Source organism: Pseudomonas sp. S1(2024), assembly GCF_046557535.1.
The window spans coordinates 1-17,713 of record NZ_JBKGFP010000119.1 but is presented as its reverse complement, the minus strand read 5'-3'; the positions used below and the strand labels follow the sequence as shown (position 1 = coordinate 17,713).

Below are 17,713 nucleotides of genomic sequence, written 5' to 3'. Positions count from 1 at the left end.
GATCGCTGAACCGTCAGCGACGGGCAAAGCCTAGAGTGCGGGATTTGCAGGAACAATCAGACGCGTGTCGACAGAGGTTGTAGGGTATTTCGCAGGGGGTGGAGTTGCCAGTCCCGAGGCGTAGGAAGAGTCTGGGATTGTTGTAGGTTGCTGGGGGCATGTCTTGAGAATGCGTCAGGGCTGACAGGTGTTCGCCATGACAGGTTCAGCGCCTATGAGATCGAGCGCCGCCCGCGCGGCGCTTCGCAGCACAAGGCTGCTCCTACATCTGTTTCGGGCCAGTTATTCCTGCGATACAAGCACGCGGCCCCTTGGCGTTCACCTCGATATCGTGTCAGAAAAACAAGGCGGTCGCGTGCACTGGCACAGGCGTTACTGGCCCGAAACAGATGTAGGAGCAGCCTTGTGCTGCGAAGCGCCGCGCGGGCGGCGCTCGATCTCACAGGCGCTGCAAAACCCAAGGCATGCACCTGTCAGCCCAACACCTCGCTATACCCCTGCGCCATCGCCACCACCACCTTGCGCTTGCCGGTAAACGGCGACCGCGCATGCGCCGCAAGCATGTTATCCAGCATCAGCACATCGTTCTCCAGCCAAGGGAAGCTAATGGTGCATTCATCCAGCACCCCGCGCACTTCATCGAGCAGTGAATCCTCGATGGTCGTACCGTCGCCGTAGTACACGTTACGCGGCAAGTCCTCTTCCTCGACGATGTCCATCAACGACTCGCGCACTTCTGGCTGCAGGTTCGACACATGGAACAGGTGCGCCTGGTTGAACCACACATCCTCCCCGGTCACCGGGTGGCGCGCCACCACCTGGCAGCGCTGGCGGGTGCGCAATTCGCCGTCATCCTTCCAGATGCACTCGATGGCATGCGCCCGGCAATAGGCCTCGACCTGGCGCGGGTCTTCAGTGTTGAACACCTGCGACCACTCCACATCAAGGCCGTTGCCGTAGTTGCGCACGTACATCAGCCCCTTCTCCACCAGCCGCTCACGAATGCGCGCCGGCATGCGCCGGTACACCTCGCGGCTGTCGGCAATCGGCGTCTCGCCACCGGTCTCGGCGGGGATCACGCTGTAGAACCAGATCTTCATCGGCCATTCCAGGGTATAGGCCTGCTCGTTGTGCAGGGGGATGCTCTGGTGCGCCGGGTACTCGGTGGAGGTGTACACGCCCTTGGTCACGTTGCTGCGCGGGGTGGAGCCAAACTCGTAGTTGAGCAGCGGGTGACCGAAGGAAGCGGCGAACTGGCGGAAAGCTTCGGCGCCACCCACCTCGAAGCCGCGAAACAGGATGCCGCCAGCCTGCAGCAGGTGCCGGTCCACCAGCGGCTGCAACTCGGCAAAGGCTTCCAGCAGGTCGATACCCGGCTCCGGCGCGCGCACCAGCAGTGGCAGGTTGCCGCGTGCAGCGTCCAGGGGTTCGATCGCAAAGCTCAGCAGTTCACTCATGTCCGGTCACCTCAGGCCAGGGCCGCATAGGCGGCGAAATCGGGATGTGCGCCATGTCGGCGCCTGACTGAATGAACGAGCGGGCGATGGGGAAATTCACCTGGGCCGCACACACAGGTAAAGCCGGCGCGCGCCGGTTCGTCTGAACGATGTGCACCCTTCTATCGCCCAGGAACCGTACATGACTCGCCAGCTTCTGCTCCTCGCCCTGCTCGCCGTGGCCCCTGCCGCCTGGTCGGCGCAGCCATGCGCCGTGGAAATTCATGGCACCGACCAGATGACCTTCGACAAGGCCGCCATCACCGTGCCCAAGGCCTGCGCCGTGTTCACCGTCACGCTCACCCACCCTGGCGACATGCCGAAGAACGTGATGGGCCACAACTGGGTGCTGAGTACCCAGGCCGACATGCAAGGCGTGCTCGACGACGGCCAGAAAGCCGGCGAGGCACTGGACTACGTGAAGCCCGGCGACACCCGGGTGATCGCCCACACCCGCCTGATCGGCGGCGGTGAAACAGACAGCATCAGCCTCGACGTCCGGTCGCTGAAGGCAGGTACCGCGTACAGCTTCTACTGCTCGTTCCCGTTCCACGGCACCTTGATGAAAGGCTCCCTGACCCTAGGCAGCTGACCCCGCCCCCACCTCACCAGCGAGATCACGCTTCATGAAAACCTCCTCCCCCGGGGCCATCCGCGAATTGCTGGGCCTGCTGAAACCCTACCGCCCGGCGGTAATCGTCTCGGTGCTGCTGGGCATGCTCGGCGGCCTTGCCGTGACCGCCCTGCTGGCCACCGTCAACCAGGGCCTGCATGCCGCTGGCGGCATGAGCCAGGGCGTGATCCTGGCCTTCGCCGGCCTGTGCGTGCTGGCCCTGGTCAGCAGCGTGGCGGCCGACAGCGGCACCAACTACGTTGGGCAGAAAGTCATCGCCAGGCTGCGCAAGGACCTCGGCGCCAAGGTGCTGTCGGCGCCGATCGAGCAGATCGAGCGCTACCGCACCCATCGCCTGATCCCGGTGCTGACCCGCGACGTCGACACCATCAGCGACTTTGCCTTCGCCTTCGCCCCGCTGGCCATCTCGCTCACCACCGTGACAGGCTGCATGGCCTACCTGGCCTGGCTGTCGTGGCCGATATTCCTGATCACCCTGGCAGCCATCGGCATCGGCAGTGGCATTCAGTACGTGGCCAGGCAAAAAGGGGTGGCCGGCTTCAACGCCGCCCGCGATGCCGAAGACAACCTGCAGAAGCACTACTCGGCCATCGCCGAGGGCGCCAAGGAGCTGCGCATCGACCGCCGCCGCCGCCATGCCATGCTGACCCGCAACATCCAGGGCACCGCCGACTTCATCGCCAACACCCATATCCGCGCCATCAACATCTTCGTCGCGGCCAAGAGCCTGGGGTCGATGCTGTTCTTCGTGGTCATCGGCCTGACCCTGGCCCTGCAATCGCTATGGCCGAGCAACGACCCGGCGGTGATGAGCGGCTTCGTGCTGGTGCTGCTGTACATGAAAGGCCCGCTGGAAACCTTGATCGGCAACCTGCCTATCCTTGGCCGCGCCCAGGTGGCGTTCCGCCGCATTGCCGACCTGTCCGAGCGCTTCTCCTCCCCCGAGCCGCACCTGCTGCTGGAGCCGCCAGTCAAGCGCCCTGCCCCGGCCAGCGCGCATCTGGAACTGCACAACGTCGAGTACGCCTACCCGCCGGTGGACGGCAACGAGCCGTTCCGCGTGGGGCCGGTGAACCTGAGCATCGAACCGGGCGAGATCCTGTTCATCGTCGGTGAGAACGGCTGCGGCAAGACTTCGCTGATCAAGCTGCTGCTGGGCCTGTACACCCCGCAACGCGGCGAAGTGCGCCTGAACGGCAAGGCCGTCGGCCCGGAGGGGCTGGATGACTATCGCCAGCTGTTCACCACGGTGTTCGCCGACTACTACCTGTTCGACGACCTGCCCGAGCATGAACACAGCCTGCCCAGCGATGCCACGCGCTACCTGGAGCGGCTGGAGATCGCCCACAAGGTGAGCGTGCGCGATGGTGCCTTTACCACCACCGACCTGTCGACCGGCCAGCGCAAGCGCCTGGCACTGGTCAATGCCTGGCTGGACGGGCGACCGGTGCTGGTGTTCGACGAATGGGCGGCGGACCAGGACCCGACCTTCCGCCGGGTGTTCTACACCGAGCTGCTGCCGGACCTGAAGCGTTTGGGCAAGACCATCATCGTGATTTCGCATGATGACCGGTATTTCGATACGGCGGACAAGGTGGTGCACCTTAGCCGGGGGAAAGTGGTGAAGGCGTTGGAGCCGGCTTGAAGCAGCAAAGGGGGGGCTGCGCGCCCCCTCATCAAACACGATCTATAATCGCTCTATAGTCTGTCTATAATTCCCTATAAACACCGCCCCTGTCAGATCTATAATGCCTCTATAATCAATCTATAATCGACTATAAATTGAAACGGAGGGGCCGAGATGCCTGAAACTGTCTATCACCGTCCGGCGCTTGCGTCCCGCCTGTCGAAATTGATCCTGCAAGTCGCCGTGGGCAGCGCAGCAAGCTCTGGTGTGTTTCTCGCTGCGCCACGACGTACCGGGAAATCCACCTTTGCCCGCGAAGACCTGCGCCCGGCCCTCGAAACAGCCGGGGCCATTGTGCTGTATGCCGATCTGTGGAAAGACCTGACCAAAGATCCCGGGCAAGTCATCGTAGAAGCGGTGCGTGAGGCGGTCGGGCGTAACGAAGGCTTCATCACGCGGCTGGCAAAGTCATCTGGCATGGAGAAGGTCACTGTCGGCGGCCTGAATTTCAGCGTGGACAAGATCGGGCTGGGGCAAGATGTCGACCTGACCACCGCCCTGGCGGCGCTCTCCGATGAGTCCCGCAAGATCATCGTGCTGATCATCGACGAAGCACAGCATGCAATCACGACCGAGCAAGGAATAGCGGCGCTGTTCGCCCTCAAGGCAGCCAGAGACGAACTCAACAGTTCGAAGCACCATGGCTTGCGCATCGTCTGCACCGGTTCAAACCGGGACAAGCTGGCCATGCTGCGCAACAGCAAGGACCAGGCGTTCTTCGGCGCCTCCATGGTGCAGTTCCCGACCCTGGACCAGGACTTCATCGACTGGCTGTGCGCCAATATCGACCTGCCATGCGCACTCGATTCAACGGAGGTGTTTCAGCTCTTCAAGGAAAGCGGCTATCGCCCAGAGCTATTGGGTGCGGCCGCGGATGAAATCCGCTTCGACTTCGGCATTGAACCCGAGGCCATTCCGGCACGCTTCAGAGAGCTTGTTCAGGCACAAGCCAATGACTTGAACGCAAACCTGAAAAAGGTGATCCACAGCCTCACGCCTATCCAGGCTGCGGTTCTACGTGTCATGTGCGCAAAGGGGAACGACTACGCACCGTTCGAGGCCCCGACCCTGGCACTTTACGCCAAAGCGATGGAACAGGCTGGCGTGGATGCGAGCGAAGTGAAGGCCGAGGTACCGGGGGTGCAGCAAGCGCTCATCGCCTTGCAGGACAAGAACCTGGTGTGGAAAGCATCGCGGGGGGTGTACGCGGTAGATGAACAGGTGATAGTCGATATCGTGCGAGCGGACGGTTTGCTGGAAGGTCTTGCCTGAGTGGTTTTCTGAGAGGATGCCGGGGGCGCTTTGCGCCCCTATCGCGACACAAGGCTTCTACAGGAGTACGCAATCACCTGTAGCAGCGGCCTTGTGTCGCGATGGGCTGCAAGGCAGCCCCAACAGGCAGAAATCAGAACAACCAGTGATACAACAGGTACACCACCACCGCCGCCAGCACCGGCCGCAGCACGCGGTAGGCCTTGGGGTTGGCGCGCTTGAACTGCTTGACCTGGCTACTGATCCGGTTGCTGAAGCGCTTGCTCCAGGCGTAGGCCTGGTTGATCCCGCCAACGCGCTCGTCATCAGTATTCTGCGGCGCGGTGGCACGGCCGAGGAAGGCGCTGACCTTGCGGTTGATGCGAGTCATCAGCGGGCTGCTCAGCGGGCGTTCGATGTCGCAGAACAGGATCACCCGGGTAACGTCGGTCTCGTTCTTGACCCAGTGCACGTAGGTTTCATCGAACATCACGTCCTCGCCGTCACGCCAGGCATATTCCTCGCCATCGACGTAGATGCGGCAAGCATCGGAGTTGGGGGTGGACAGGCCCAGGTGGTAGCGCAGGGAGCCGGCGAACGGGTCGCGGTGCGGGTTCAGGTGGCTGCCGCCGGGCAGCAGGGCGAACATCGCACCCTTGACGTTGGGGATGCTGCTGACCAGCTCGACGGTGCGCGGGCACAGGGTTTCGGCAGAAGGCAACGGTTTGTCGTACCACTTCAGGTAAAAGCGCTTCCAGCCTTTCTTGAAGAACGAACCGAAGCCGGCGTCGTTATCCTTCTCCGCGGCGCGGATGTAGCCCTCGTCGAACAGGCGCATGGCCTCTTCGCGGATTTCCTGCCAGTTGTCCTTCAGCACGTCCAGCTCGGGGAAGCGCTGGCGGTCCAGGTAGGGCTTGGACGGTACGCCGGAGAACAGGTACATCAGGCTGTTATAAGGGGCGAACAGCGCCGAATGGTTGACGAACTGGCGCAACACCGGCAAGCGAGCCTTGCCGCGCAGGTGCACGAACAGCACGCTGCCAAAAAACACCAGCAAGACACCCGCCTTGGCTGCAAAGGAAAAGGTCATGCTTTCACTCCTTGAGGAAGAAACAGGGCTGCGCGCCCTGCTCTCCGATAAATCATCCTGCCATCATAAACTGATGCCGCCAGGGTAAAAACAGCCCGGGCAGCAACTCAATCATGAAGATTTTGCAATAAACCAAGCCGCCGAACGTTGCGCGGGATCAGCGGCAAGGCCGATTACTGCTGGTTTTCCTGCTCGCTGAACATGTCGCTGAACAGCATGCTCGACAGGTAGCGCTCGCCGGAGTCCGGCAAAATTACGACGATGGTCTTACCCTGCATTTCCGGCTTTTCGGCCAGGCGCACGGCCGCCGCCATCGCCGCACCACAGGAAATGCCACAGAGGATGCCCTCTTCCTGCATCAGGCGGATGGCCATGGCCTTGGACTCTTCGTCAGTCACCGTTTCCACCTGGTCAACGATCGACAGGTCGAGGTTCTTCGGCACGAAGCCGGCGCCGATGCCCTGGATCTTGTGCGGGCTGGGCTTGAGCTCTTCGCCGGCCAGGGTCTGGCTGATCAGCGGCGAGGCCACTGGCTCCACCGCCACCGACAGGATCGCCTTGCCCTGCGTATGCTTGATGTAGCGCGAAACACCGGTGATGGTGCCGCCAGTGCCGACCCCTGCCACCAGCACGTCGACCGCGCCGTCGGTGTCGTTCCAGATTTCCGGGCCGGTGGTTTTTTCGTGGATCGCCGGGTTGGCCGGGTTTTCGAACTGGCCCGGCAGGAAGTACTGGGCCGGGTCGGAGGCGACGATTTCATTGGCCTTCTCGATGGCGCCCTTCATGCCCTTGGCCGGGTCGGTCAGCACCAGCTCGGCGCCCAGAGCCTTCAGCACCTTGCGGCGCTCCAGGCTCATGGATGCGGGCATGGTCAGCATCAGCTTGTAGCCACGGGCTGCGGCGACGAAGGCCAGGCCGATGCCGGTGTTGCCCGAGGTCGGTTCGACGATGGTCATGCCCGGCTTGAGCTTGCCGCTGCTTTCGGCGTCCCAGACCATGTTCGCGCCGATGCGGCATTTGACCGAATAGCCCGGGTTACGCCCTTCGATCTTGGCCAGGATGGTCACGCCGCGCGGGGCAATGCGGTTGATCTGCACCAGCGGCGTGTTACCGATGGAGTGGGCGTTGTCTGCAAAGATACGGCTCATGGCAGGGGTCCTTGGCATGAAAAAAAGCAGGGAAAGACCTCAAGGGTAAGCCCGGGCCGGTGGCCCGTAAAGCCTGTTCGAACTCACGCGGACTCGTTGCGGTCAACCGCATATCCTGCGTTGGAGACACTTCGATGAGAGCCCGTTATCGCTGGCCGCTGATCGGCCTGGCCAGCCTGATCGTGCTGTTGCTGGCGCTGCACCTGGCCCTGCCCTATCTGGTGCGCGACTACCTCAATGACAAACTGGCCGACATGGGCGACTACCGTGGCCAGGTGGCCGATGTGGACCTGGCCTGGTGGCGCGGCGCGTACCAGATCAACGGGCTGAAGATCGTCAAGACCACCGGCAAGGTGCCGGTACCGTTTCTCGATGCACCGCTGATCGACCTGTCGGTGAGCTGGCACGCCCTTTGGTACGACCGCGCAGTGGTTGCCGAAGTAATATTCGACCGGCCGGAACTCAACTTCGTCGATGGCGGCAACAAACAGAACTCGCAGACCGGTCAGGGCACCGACTGGCGCCAGCAACTGGAAAAACTGCTGCCGATCACCCTGAACGAGGTTCGCATCGACAACGGCGTGCTGACTTTCCGCAACTTCAACTCCAAACCACCAGTCAACCTCAAGGCCACTCAGCTCGATGCCAGTATTCGCAACCTCACCAACATTCGTGACGAAAAGGGCCGACGTGATGCCAGCTTCGATGGCACGGCGCTGATCGTAGGCGATGCCAAGGTGGAAAGTCGCGCCACCTTCGACCCGTTCAGCGATTTCGACGACTTCGAGTTCCGCCTGCGCGCCACGGGTATCGAGCTGCGCAAGCTCAATGACTTCGCCAGCGCCTACGGCAAGTTCGATTTCAATGCCGGGCACGGCGATGTGGTGATAGAGGCCGAGGCGACCAACGGGCGATTGAACGGGTATATCAAGCCACTGTTGCGGGATGTGGATGTGTTCGACTGGCAGCAGGATGTGCAGGAGAAGGACAAAGGCTTCTTCCGCTCGGTCTGGGAAGCGCTGGTAGGTGCAACCGAGACAGTATTGAAGAACCAGCCGAAGAACCAGTTCGCGACCCGGGTAGAGCTCAGCGGCAGCGTGCACAAACAGGATATCAGCGCCTTCGAGGCGTTTCTGCAAATACTGCGCAACGGGTTCATCGAGGCGTTCAATGCGCGGTATGAGCGTGATGCGCCGGATTCCGACTAGGATCGAGTGACGGGGCATTCAGGGACTGAATACCTGGTCTGCGTTTCCAGTCGGCGAACCCCGCGTTATAGTCGGTGACAAATCGAAAACAGGTGTTGGGCCTCTTCGCGGGCACGCCCGCTCCCACAGGTACCCCACAGATCCGGAAGTTTGTGTAATTCCTGTGGGAGCGGGCGTGCCCGCGAAGAGGCCCTGACAGGCATACGGCAGAGGACAGACCCATGAAGTTCGAAGGCACCCGCGACTACGTCGCCACAGACGACCTGAAACTGGCGGTAAACGCGGCCATCACCCTCGAACGCCCCTTGCTGGTCAAGGGCGAACCCGGCACCGGCAAGACCATGCTTGCCGAGCAGTTGGCGGCCTCGTTCGGTGCGCGCCTGATCACCTGGCACATCAAGTCCACCACCAAGGCCCACCAGGGCCTCTACGAGTACGACGCGGTCAGCCGCCTGCGGGACTCGCAGCTGGGCGTGGACAAGGTCCACGATGTGCGCAATTACCTGAAAAAGGGCAAGTTGTGGGAGGCCTTCGAGGCTGAGGAACGGGTCATCCTGCTGATCGACGAAATCGACAAGGCCGACATCGAGTTCCCCAACGACCTGTTGCAAGAGCTCGACAAGATGGAGTTCTACGTCTACGAAATCGACGAGACCATCAAGGCCAGACAGCGCCCGATCATCATCATCACCTCCAACAACGAAAAGGAGCTGCCGGACGCATTCCTGCGCCGCTGCTTCTTCCACTACATCGCCTTCCCCGACCGCGCCACCCTGCAGCAGATCGTCGACGTGCACTACCCGAACATCAGCCAGTCGCTGGTCAGCGAGGCGCTGGACGTGTTCTTCGACGTGCGCAAGGTACCAGGCCTGAAGAAAAAGCCGTCCACCTCCGAACTGGTCGATTGGCTCAAGCTGCTGATGGCCGACAACATCGGTGAAGCGGTGCTGCGCGAACGCGACCCGACCAAGGCCATTCCACCGCTGGCCGGCGCGCTGGTGAAGAACGAGCAGGACGTACAACTGCTCGAGCGCCTGGCCTTCATGAGCCGGCGCGGCAACCGCTGACGGGAGCCGGGCCATGCTGCTCAACCTGTTCAATGAAATGCGCACGGCCAAGGTGCCGGTGTCGGTACGCGAACTGCTCGACCTGCACCAGGCCCTGCAAAAGCGCGTGGTGTTCGCCGACATGGACGAGTTCTACTACCTCGCCCGCGCCATCCTGGTGAAGGACGAGCGCCACTTCGACAAGTTCGACCGCGCCTTCGCCGCCTACTTCAAGGGCCTGGAGAACCTGGACCGGCACATCGAAGCGTTGATCCCCGAAGACTGGCTGCGCAAGGAATTCGAGCGTTCGCTGACCGACGAGGAACGCGCGCAGATCCAGTCGCTGGGTGGCCTGGACAAGCTGATCGAGGAGTTCAAGAAGCGCCTCGAAGAGCAGAAGGAGCGTCACGCCGGCGGCAACAAATGGATCGGCACCGGCGGCACCAGCCCGTTTGGCTCCGGTGGCTTCAACCCCGAGGGCATCCGCGTGGGCGAGGCCGGCAAACGCCAGGGCAAGGCGGTGAAGGTTTGGGACCAGCGCGAATACAAGAACCTGGACGACCAGGTGGAGCTGGGCACGCGCAACATCAAGCTGGCCTTGCGCCGGCTGCGCAAGTTCGCCCGTGAAGGCGCCGCCGAAGAGCTGGACATCGACGGCACCATCGACCACACCGCGCGGGATGCCGGGCTGCTGAATATCCAGATGCGCCCCGAGCGACGCAACACGGTAAAGCTGCTGTTGCTGTTCGACATCGGTGGTTCGATGGACGCCCACGTCAAGGTCTGCGAAGAACTGTTCTCGGCGTGCAAGACCGAGTTCAAGCACCTGGAGTACTACTACTTCCACAACTTTGTGTACGAGTCGGTGTGGAAGAACAACCTGCGCCGTACCTCCGAGCGCTATTCCACCTTCGACCTGCTGCACAAGTACGGCGATGACTACAAGGTTGTGTTCGTCGGCGACGCGGCCATGGCGCCCTACGAGATTACCCAGCCGGGTGGCAGCGTGGAGCACTGGAACGAAGAAGCCGGGTATGTGTGGATGCAGCGTTTCATGGAGAAATTCAGGAAGATCATCTGGATCAACCCATACCCGAAGCAGGCCTGGGACTACACCGCATCGACCCACCTGGTGCGGGACTTGATCGAAGACAAGATGTACCCGCTGACCTTGCAGGGGTTGGAGGAAGGGATGCGTTACCTGTCCAAGTGATTTTGCCAGAGCCGGCTCTTTCGCGGGTAAACCCGCTCCTACAGGTCCCGCACAGGCCTCCCGGCTTGCGCCGTACCTGTAGGAGCGGGTTTACCCGCGAAGAGGCCGGCAGCCTTAACGCCAACGGTCCAGATATACCTGCTGCTCCCGCCACGCCTCATCCTGCACCACCGCCCGGAACCGCACCACCGCCCCCGGCATGCACTGCGCCAGTTGCGCCAGCGCCAACGGCGTCAATGCCCCCAGCCGCGGATAGCCGCCGATGGTCTGCCGGTCATTGAGCAACACGATCGGCTGCCCATCCGGCGGCACCTGCACCGCCCCCAGCGGAATCCCCTCGGAAATCATCGGCGCGCCCTGGTAGACCAGCTGCGGCCCCAGCAGGCGGATGCCCATGCGGTCGGCACGGCTGTCCAGCGTCCACTCGCGGTTGAACGCCTCGAACAGGCTGGTACCGCTGAAGTCACCGATCTGTGCGCCGATCACCAGGTCAAGCACTGGCTTTTGTGCGTACTGTGGCCGCAGCGCTGCCGGTACCTCACGCAAGGTCGCTGAAGCGCTGGAAAATGCCAGCAGCTGGCCTTTGCCGAGCGCAGAGCCCTGGCCATCGATACCGCCCAGTTCTTCCCGCACGACCGTGGCACGGCTGCCCAGCACATCCTCGCCCAGGAACCCGCCAGGTGCTGCCAGGTACGCCCGCGCACCTTGCTTAGGCTGTTTCAGGGTCAACCGCTGCCCCTTGGCCAATGCAAAGCTGCGCCAGGGCGCCAGCGGTTGATCATCGACCCGCGCATCCAGGTCGGCACCGGCCAGGGCCAGCACACAATCCTGCTCTGCGACCACACAGAAACCACCTAGCGCCACCTCGACCACCGGCGCCGCCAACGGGTTGCCCAGCAGCCAGTTGGCCCAGTGCATCGCCACCCAGTCCAGCGCCCCGCCCTGGGTCACGCCCAAATGGCGTACGCCAAAGCGCCCGGCATCCTGCAATTGGCACAGCGGAGTACTGGCCTCGATCTTCAACTGCTTCATGCTTGTGCCTCCACATCACCGCCCAACGCCACGAACTCGCTGCGCGAAACCGGCACGAAGCGCACCCGGTCACCGGGTTGCAACAGGCTATAGCCCTGGCGTTCACGGTCGAACAGGCGCACCGGGGTACGCCCGATCAGGTTCCAGCCACCCGGCGATACCGCTGGATAGGCCGCCGTCTGGCGCTCGGCAATGCCGACGCTGCCGGCCGCCACGCGCTTGCGCGGGGTGCTAAGGCGCGGGCTGGCCAGGCGTTCGTCCACCAGGCCCATGAAGCCGAAACCGGGGGCGAAACCCAGGGCGAACACCGGGTACTCGCGCTCGCTGTGCAAGCGGACCACCTCTGCTTCACTCAAGCCACTGCGGGCCGCCATCACCGGCAGCTCCGGGCCGACACTGGCGTCGTACCACACCGGGATCTCATGGCGGCGGCCACCGCTGCCCGTGTCTGGCTGCAAGCCCTCCAGCGCACGGATGATCAGTGCCCTCGCCTCACCCGGTGGCAGGTCGAACTGCACCATCAGCGTGGTGTAGGACGGCACCAGGTCCAGCAAGTGCTTGCCGAACGCCGCGTGCAAGCGCTGGCTGGCGGCAAGCATCCACGGCATGTTGCCCTCGTCGATACCATCGAACAGGCGCACCATCAGGCTGTCGATGGCCACGACTTCAATACGGGGTTTCATCGCGACTCCAGGGCATCGAGAGCCTGGCGAATCTGCCGCACAGCCGCCACCGAACTGTCGTTGTCACCGTGTACGCACAGAGTACTGGCCGCAAGCCTCAGTGCACTGCCATCGTCCGCGACGAGCGTATCGCCGCGGGCCAGGCGCACGGCCTGCTCCACCACCAGCGCCGGGTCGTGGTGCACAGCGCCGGGCAGGCGACGCGACACCAGATGGCCGCTGGCGGTGTAGGCGCGATCGGCGAATGCTTCGAACCACAGCGGCACGCCAATCTCATCACCCAGGGCCTGGGCGGCGCGGTTGTCGGCGGTGGCCATCAGCATCAGCGGCAGTTCTGCGCCATAGGCCGCCACAGCCTCCAGTACGGTTCGCAGCTTGAGCGGGTCGGCCATCATGTCGTTGTACAGCGCACCATGGGGTTTCACGTAGGCCACGCGACCGCCCAACACTTTGCAGATGCCGTCCAGCGCACCGATCTGGTAGTGCAGCAGGTCGCGGATTTCCTCCGGGCTGCAGGCCATGGAGCGGCGGCCGAAGCCGACCAGGTCCGGGTAGGCCGGGTGCGCGCCGATGGTCACCCCGTGCTCCAGTGCCAGGGCCGCGGTCCGGCGCATGATGCCGGGGTCACCGGCGTGGTAACCGCAGGCAATGTTGGCGCAATCGATGTAGGGCATGACCTCGGCATCCAGGCCCATGCGCCAGCTGCCAAAGCTCTCGCCCATGTCGCAATTGAGTAGCAGGCGTTCCACTGCACGGCCTCCGTTGTCGTTGTTCATATGCCTACCTTAACGCGCCTGCAGCTGTTTGCCGCGGGTTTCCGGCAGGCTCAGCGCCGCCACGATCACCACTCCGTAGGACACGGCGGAAAACACGCCGATACCCAGGCCCAGCGGTACTTTCTGGCCGAGCACGCCGATCAGCAGCGGGAACAGTGCCGCGATGACCTTGCCGATGTTGTAGCAGAAGCCCTGCCCCGAACCACGGATACGCGTGGGGAACAGTTCGGTGAGGAACGCGCCCATGCCGCTGAAGATACCCGAGGCGAAGAAGCCCAGCGGGAAGCCCAGCCACAGCATCACGCCGTCGCTGACCTGCATTTGCGTGTACAGCAGCACGATGACGAACGAGCCCACGGCGAACAGGATGAAGTTTTTCTTGCGCCCCAGCAGGTCGGACAGGTACGCACTGACCACATAGCCGACATAGGAGCCGACGATCACCATGGCCAGATAGCCACCGGTACCCAGCACGCTCAGGCCGCGCTCGTTCTTGAGGAAGGTCGGCAGCCACGAGGTAATGGCGTAGTAGCCGCCCAGTGCGCCGGTGGTCAGCAGGGAAGCCCGCACGGTGGTCCAGAGCATGCCTGGGGCAAAGATTTCGTAGAACTGCGCAGGTGCCTCGGCGTTTTCCACCGCCTTGGCCTCGCGGTATACCTCGGGGTCCTTGACCAGGCGACGGACGAAGATCACGAAGATCGCCGGTACCAGGCCCAGCAGGAACAGCGCGCGCCAGGCCTGCTCTGCCGGCAGCCAGGAGAACAGCAGCGCGTAGAGGATGGCGGTGAGGCCCCAGCCAAGGGCCCAGCCAGACTGCACCATGCCCACTGCCTTGCCACGGTCCTGGGCGCGGATCACCTCGCCGATCAGCACCGCGCCGGCGGTCCACTCACCGCCAAAGCCGAAGCCCATCAGGGTACGGGCGATCAGCAGTTGTTCGTAGTTCTGGGCGAAGCCGCAGAGGAAGGTGAAGAAGGCAAACCACAGCACCGTCAGTTGCAGGGTGCGCACGCGGCCAATACGGTCGGAGAGAATGCCGGCCACCCAGCCACCCACAGCCGAGGCGATCAAGGTGCTGGTGTGGATCAACCCGGCTTCGGTGGTGGTGATGCCCCACAGCATGATCAGCGTGGGGATGACGAAGCTGAGCATCTGCGTGTCCATGCCGTCCAGGCCATAGCCGATCTTGCAGCTCCAGAAGGTGCGGCGCTGCTGTGAGTCGATGTCGCGATACCAGGCGAAAGGCCCGGACGAAGATGGGGAACTGACCTGCTGCTGCACGCCGGTGGGGTTCATGCTTGCCTCGGCTTGTTGGTATTGTTTTATGGGCGACAATGAGTCGCGGCCTGGCTGCCATTGTTCAGAGGCCGCACCATTTGCGTCCAACGAGAAAAACCGCCGGTCTGGAACAAGAAAAACTGATCATGAACCTTCGCTTCCTCGAAACCTTCGTCTGGGTCGCCCGGCTCAAGAGCTTCCGCCTGACCGCGGAAAAGCTGTTCACTACCCAGGCCTCGGTTTCCAGCCGCATCGCCGCGTTGGAGGCCGACCTGGGCGTGAAGCTGCTGCTGCGCGACTCACGTGGCGTCAGCCTGACCCCGGAAGGCGGCAAGGTGCTGGAATATGCCGAGCGCATGCTGGAAACCGCCAAGGCCATGAAGCAGTCGCTGGACAGCGACCGGGCCAAGGTCGGGCGCATCCGTATCGGGGTGATGGACACGGTGATCCACACCTGGATGAGCGCACTGGTAGCGGAGCTGACCGAGCGTTACCCGCAGGTGGAGATCGAACTGGTGGCCGACACTGCGCTGAACCTTCGCGAGCAATTGCAGAAGGGCTTTCTCGACGTGATCCTGCAGACCGACCTGCTGCGCGAGCAATCGATCCGCAGCCTGGACCTGGCGCGCTACCCCATGGGTTGGGTGGTGGCCGCCGGCTCGCACCAGCACCGCGACTATGCCTCGCTGGCCGAGCTTGGGCGGGAACGCATCATCACCTTCTCGAAGAACTCGCGGCCGCACCAGGAAGTGCTGAGCCTGCTGCAGGGCGCGGGGGCCGAAACGCCACGGCTGAACTGCGTGAACTCGGTGGCGGCGATTACCCGGCTGTTGCGTGACGGTTTTGGCATTGGTGCGTTGCCGCCGGCGCTGGTGGATGCCGAGTTGAGCCGGGGTGAGCTGGTATTGCTGCAGGGGCTGCAACCGCCGCCGAGCCTGGAGCTGGTAGTGGCCTGGCAGACCGGGGTGGCGTTGGTGGATGAAGTGGTCGGGGTTTGCCGGCAGGTGCTGGAGCGGTATGCGCGGGATGTGGGTGGGCAGCGGATTGTGTTGGTCTGACTGATTGGCTTTGTCTGTGCTGGCCTCTTCGCGGACTTGCCCGCTCCCACAGGTACTGCATGGCTCTCAAGGCCTGTGATGATCATGTGGGAGTGGGCAAGCCCGCGAAAGGGCCGGCACAGGCACTGCAAAAATCAGCGCCAGCTCTCTTTCACCACCCCACGCCGCCCGCCCAGGATCACCCAGCCAATTGCCAGCAACAGGCTCTCGATCACGAATGCCAGCACAAACCCTGCACCAAGCCCCCAGCCAACCGCCTCGGGCACCAGCAGGATCTGGTAGCTGTAGCCATTGAGGGTTTCTTCACGCAACTGCGGGTCGGCCTGTACCAGCACGTGCCAGGTACGTTGCGCCCATGGCGCTTGCAGCGCCTGCCATTCGTTTTCCAGCAGTTCGTTGCGGATCATCAGGCTTTCAATGCTGTTGGCATCACTGTTGAACACTGGGTCGTCGCTGCTGCGGTAATGCCGCAGCAGCGCCTGCAGGTCGCCATTGAAGAAACGTTCGGCGGTCTGCCGGAAGCCGTCGAGCGCCTCGCGGGATTCGAACAGGTGCGCCTCGACCCGCTGGCTGTAGTCCTTCACCAGCCCCGGGACCTGGATACCGGCCAGCAGGCCGAAGGTGAACAACAGCAACCGCAGGTAACTTCTGAACATGCCGCGTCCTTAGCTCTGGCCGTGCGCCACGCACTCGCCGTGCCGCCACAGGGCCCACTGACCCGGCTCGTAACGCTGCCAGGTCTCGTTCTCGGTCAAGGCCTCGGTGGCGATCACCGTGACCACGTCGTTAGGGGTGGTTTCGGTGTGAAAATCGACGATCAGGTCGACGTCCTTCAACCGCGCCGCACCAAAAGGTGCCCGGCGGGTAATGTGCACCAGCTTGGTCGAACAGAAGCAGAACAGCCAATCGCCGTCGCTGAGCATGCAATTGAACACGCCCTGGCCGCGGTAGCCGGCACAGGCTTCGACCAGCACCGGCAGCAGCTGTTCCACCGGCACGGGCTCGGGGAAGGCGCTGCGAATGCGGTTGAGCAGGTCGCAGAAGGCCGCCTCGCTGTCGGTGTCGCCCACCGGCCGGTAGAAACTGGCCTGGCCCTTGAAGTCGCCCAGCTGGCCATTGTGCGCGAAGCACCAGTTGCGGCCCCACATCTCCCGCACGAACGGGTGGGTGTTGGACAGGCACACCTTGCCGACGTTGGCCTGGCGTATGTGGCCGATGACCACTTCGCTCTTGATCGGGTAACGCTGCACCAGGTTGGCCACTTCCGACTCGCTGCTCGCGGCCGGGTCCTGGAACAGGCGCAGGCCACGGCCTTCGTAGAAGCCGATGCCCCAGCCGTCACGGTGCGGGCCGGTACGGCCGCCGCGCTGCATCAGGCCGGTGAAGCTGAAGACGATATCGGTGGGGACGTTGGCACTCATGCCCAGCAGTTCGCACATATGCGTGTCTCCGCTTACAGACGGGGCTCGACCCGGCCGCTGCCGCGGGAGACGGCTGGGGCGACAGGGGGTGGCGCATCACGGTAACGGTCGCGGCGCTCTGCTGCCAGCGGGGCCTGGGCGCCGAGCTGGTCATCTTCGGCAGCCTGGCGCTGGGCAGCAGCCTCGGCCTGCGCGCGGCGCTCGCGGGCGCGTTTCTCCAGCGGAAAGCGCAGCAGCACGAAGAGGAAATACAGGGAAAACGCGCCCATGCCGTACATGGCGAAGTCGGAAACCGCGCGCCAGGCGTTGTTGCCGACCTTGAAGGCGACGTCGAGGGCGGTGATGGCAATCGCCGGGGCGAAGCTGTCCTTGACCGGGTCGACGATGGTCGGGGTCAGCAGCAGCACCGCCAGCACCACCCGCAGCGGTTCGCGCAGCCAGCGCCACATCCAGCCGGTGAGCTTGAAGCCCACCATCAGGCAGCCCAGGGCGGCAACAGCGTAAAGGCCCCAGGCGAGGGTGTAGTCGTTCTCGGTCATGGTGTTCGTGCAAGCCAGGCAAAGAGATGCCTATGATAAACACTTTTCCGGGCGCAGACAGCGTTTGCCTGTGCCGGCCTCTTCGCGGGCTTGCCCGCTCCCACAGGCACTGCACAGTTTCAAGATCTGTGGTGAACCTGTGGGAGCGGGCAA

The 17,713-nt window shown here is 63.2% G+C and carries 17 protein-coding genes; 7 read left to right on the top strand and 10 right to left on the bottom strand.

Translation table 11 applies throughout. From position 1 onward, the window contains the following. Nucleotides 1–473: 473 nt before the first annotated feature. On the bottom strand, nt 474–1,457 hold the full coding sequence (locus ACLCGK_RS30310; protein WP_309669302.1) for a TauD/TfdA family dioxygenase: 984 nt from the start codon (nt 1,455–1,457) through the stop codon (nt 474–476). A 181-nt stretch (nt 1,458–1,638) separates the two neighbouring features. Here ACLCGK_RS30310 and azu point away from each other — a divergent pair, with 181 nt between their 5' ends. The 3 genes from azu (at nt 1,639) to ACLCGK_RS30295 (ending at nt 5,089) form a co-directional block, all read left to right on the top strand. After that, the gene (azu, locus tag ACLCGK_RS30305) at nt 1,639–2,088 is read left to right on the top strand and encodes an azurin (protein ID WP_410953510.1); all 450 of its coding nucleotides are present in this window, start codon (nt 1,639–1,641) and stop codon (nt 2,086–2,088) included. Between the two features lie 34 nt (nt 2,089–2,122). Beyond that, on the top strand, nt 2,123–3,775 hold the full coding sequence (locus ACLCGK_RS30300; protein WP_410953509.1) for a cyclic peptide export ABC transporter: 1,653 nt from the start codon (nt 2,123–2,125) through the stop codon (nt 3,773–3,775). Between the two features lie 156 nt (nt 3,776–3,931). After that, nucleotides 3,932–5,089 (top strand): ATPase, encoded by a 1,158-nt coding sequence (locus ACLCGK_RS30295; RefSeq protein ID WP_102083962.1) that lies wholly within the window; start codon nt 3,932–3,934, stop codon nt 5,087–5,089. 133 nt (nt 5,090–5,222) lie between these two features. Here ACLCGK_RS30295 and ACLCGK_RS30290 read toward each other — a convergent pair whose 3' ends face one another. After that, the gene (locus ACLCGK_RS30290) at nt 5,223–6,158 is read right to left on the bottom strand and encodes an aspartyl/asparaginyl beta-hydroxylase domain-containing protein (protein WP_013973745.1); all 936 of its coding nucleotides are present in this window, start codon (nt 6,156–6,158) and stop codon (nt 5,223–5,225) included. Between the two features lie 173 nt (nt 6,159–6,331). After that, nucleotides 6,332–7,306: a cysteine synthase A gene (cysK, locus tag ACLCGK_RS30285; protein WP_013973746.1), complete on the bottom strand. Its 975-nt coding sequence runs from the start codon at nt 7,304–7,306 to the stop codon at nt 6,332–6,334. A 134-nt stretch (nt 7,307–7,440) separates the two neighbouring features. Between cysK and ACLCGK_RS30280 the strand changes: the two genes are divergently transcribed. From ACLCGK_RS30280 to ACLCGK_RS30270, 3 genes are all read left to right on the top strand, one after another. Continuing rightward, complete coding sequence (locus tag ACLCGK_RS30280; protein ID WP_013973747.1) at nt 7,441–8,514, top strand: DUF748 domain-containing protein; 1,074 nt, start codon at nt 7,441–7,443, stop codon at nt 8,512–8,514. A 221-nt stretch (nt 8,515–8,735) separates the two neighbouring features. Then, on the top strand, nt 8,736–9,581 hold the full coding sequence (locus ACLCGK_RS30275; protein ID WP_015271339.1) for an AAA family ATPase: 846 nt from the start codon (nt 8,736–8,738) through the stop codon (nt 9,579–9,581). A 13-nt stretch (nt 9,582–9,594) separates the two neighbouring features. After that, a complete protein-coding gene (locus ACLCGK_RS30270) occupies nt 9,595–10,773 on the top strand; it encodes a vWA domain-containing protein (protein WP_410953508.1) in 1,179 nt (392 codons plus the stop codon). 114 nt (nt 10,774–10,887) lie between these two features. Here the strand turns inward: ACLCGK_RS30270 and ACLCGK_RS30265 are convergent, their stop codons facing one another. From ACLCGK_RS30265 to ACLCGK_RS30250, 4 genes are read right to left on the bottom strand one after another with little or no spacing between them, the layout of a single operon-like run. After that, nucleotides 10,888–11,805: a biotin-dependent carboxyltransferase family protein gene (locus tag ACLCGK_RS30265; protein ID WP_410953507.1), complete on the bottom strand. Its 918-nt coding sequence runs from the start codon at nt 11,803–11,805 to the stop codon at nt 10,888–10,890. Further along, nucleotides 11,802–12,488, bottom strand: coding sequence for a 5-oxoprolinase subunit PxpB (gene pxpB, locus ACLCGK_RS30260; protein ID WP_410953506.1), 687 nt, complete (start codon nt 12,486–12,488; stop codon nt 11,802–11,804). Before pxpB ends, ACLCGK_RS30265 begins: the two co-directional genes overlap by 4 nt. Further along, nucleotides 12,485–13,264 (bottom strand): 5-oxoprolinase subunit PxpA, encoded by a 780-nt coding sequence (locus ACLCGK_RS30255; RefSeq protein WP_410953505.1) that lies wholly within the window; start codon nt 13,262–13,264, stop codon nt 12,485–12,487. Before ACLCGK_RS30255 ends, pxpB begins: the two co-directional genes overlap by 4 nt. 9 nt (nt 13,265–13,273) lie before the next feature. Further along, nucleotides 13,274–14,560, bottom strand: coding sequence for an MFS transporter (locus tag ACLCGK_RS30250; protein ID WP_013973753.1), 1,287 nt, complete (start codon nt 14,558–14,560; stop codon nt 13,274–13,276). A 128-nt stretch (nt 14,561–14,688) separates the two neighbouring features. Between ACLCGK_RS30250 and ACLCGK_RS30245 the strand changes: the two genes are divergently transcribed. Then, nucleotides 14,689–15,600, top strand: coding sequence for a LysR family transcriptional regulator (locus ACLCGK_RS30245; protein ID WP_054573767.1), 912 nt, complete (start codon nt 14,689–14,691; stop codon nt 15,598–15,600). A 134-nt stretch (nt 15,601–15,734) separates the two neighbouring features. On the opposite strand, the gene ACLCGK_RS30240 is transcribed toward ACLCGK_RS30245, so the two are convergent. The 3 genes from ACLCGK_RS30240 to ACLCGK_RS30230 are packed head-to-tail and all read right to left on the bottom strand — an operon-like array spanning nt 15,735 to nt 17,560. After that, nucleotides 15,735–16,256, bottom strand: a complete 522-nt coding sequence (locus tag ACLCGK_RS30240; protein ID WP_410953504.1) for a DUF2937 family protein — start codon at nt 16,254–16,256, stop codon at nt 15,735–15,737. 9 nt (nt 16,257–16,265) lie between these two features. After that, on the bottom strand, nt 16,266–17,039 hold the full coding sequence (locus tag ACLCGK_RS30235) for a class II glutamine amidotransferase (RefSeq protein ID WP_013973756.1): 774 nt from the start codon (nt 17,037–17,039) through the stop codon (nt 16,266–16,268). Nucleotides 17,040–17,053: 14 nt separating this feature from the next. Continuing rightward, nucleotides 17,054–17,560 (bottom strand): hypothetical protein, encoded by a 507-nt coding sequence (locus tag ACLCGK_RS30230; RefSeq protein ID WP_015271345.1) that lies wholly within the window; start codon nt 17,558–17,560, stop codon nt 17,054–17,056. Nucleotides 17,561–17,713: the final 153 nt, after the last annotated feature.

Bases quoted from the DNA above. Each gene is read 5' to 3' on its own strand.
- ACLCGK_RS30310 (WP_309669302.1), bottom strand. From the start codon at position 1,457: ATGAGTGAACTGCTGAGCTTTGCGATCGAACCCCTGGACGCTGCACGC.
- azu (WP_410953510.1), top strand. From the start codon at position 1,639: ATGACTCGCCAGCTTCTGCTCCTCGCCCTGCTCGCCGTGGCCCCTGCC.
- ACLCGK_RS30300 (WP_410953509.1), top strand. From the start codon at position 2,123: ATGAAAACCTCCTCCCCCGGGGCCATCCGCGAATTGCTGGGCCTGCTG.
- ACLCGK_RS30295 (WP_102083962.1), top strand. From the start codon at position 3,932: ATGCCTGAAACTGTCTATCACCGTCCGGCGCTTGCGTCCCGCCTGTCG.
- ACLCGK_RS30290 (WP_013973745.1), bottom strand. From the start codon at position 6,158: ATGACCTTTTCCTTTGCAGCCAAGGCGGGTGTCTTGCTGGTGTTTTTT.
- cysK (WP_013973746.1), bottom strand. From the start codon at position 7,306: ATGAGCCGTATCTTTGCAGACAACGCCCACTCCATCGGTAACACGCCG.
- ACLCGK_RS30280 (WP_013973747.1), top strand. From the start codon at position 7,441: ATGAGAGCCCGTTATCGCTGGCCGCTGATCGGCCTGGCCAGCCTGATC.
- ACLCGK_RS30275 (WP_015271339.1), top strand. From the start codon at position 8,736: ATGAAGTTCGAAGGCACCCGCGACTACGTCGCCACAGACGACCTGAAA.
- ACLCGK_RS30270 (WP_410953508.1), top strand. From the start codon at position 9,595: ATGCTGCTCAACCTGTTCAATGAAATGCGCACGGCCAAGGTGCCGGTG.
- ACLCGK_RS30265 (WP_410953507.1), bottom strand. From the start codon at position 11,805: ATGAAGCAGTTGAAGATCGAGGCCAGTACTCCGCTGTGCCAATTGCAG.
- pxpB (WP_410953506.1), bottom strand. From the start codon at position 12,488: ATGAAACCCCGTATTGAAGTCGTGGCCATCGACAGCCTGATGGTGCGC.
- ACLCGK_RS30255 (WP_410953505.1), bottom strand. From the start codon at position 13,264: ATGAACAACGACAACGGAGGCCGTGCAGTGGAACGCCTGCTACTCAAT.
- ACLCGK_RS30250 (WP_013973753.1), bottom strand. From the start codon at position 14,560: ATGAACCCCACCGGCGTGCAGCAGCAGGTCAGTTCCCCATCTTCGTCC.
- ACLCGK_RS30245 (WP_054573767.1), top strand. From the start codon at position 14,689: ATGAACCTTCGCTTCCTCGAAACCTTCGTCTGGGTCGCCCGGCTCAAG.
- ACLCGK_RS30240 (WP_410953504.1), bottom strand. From the start codon at position 16,256: ATGTTCAGAAGTTACCTGCGGTTGCTGTTGTTCACCTTCGGCCTGCTG.
- ACLCGK_RS30235 (WP_013973756.1), bottom strand. From the start codon at position 17,039: ATGTGCGAACTGCTGGGCATGAGTGCCAACGTCCCCACCGATATCGTC.
- ACLCGK_RS30230 (WP_015271345.1), bottom strand. From the start codon at position 17,560: ATGACCGAGAACGACTACACCCTCGCCTGGGGCCTTTACGCTGTTGCC.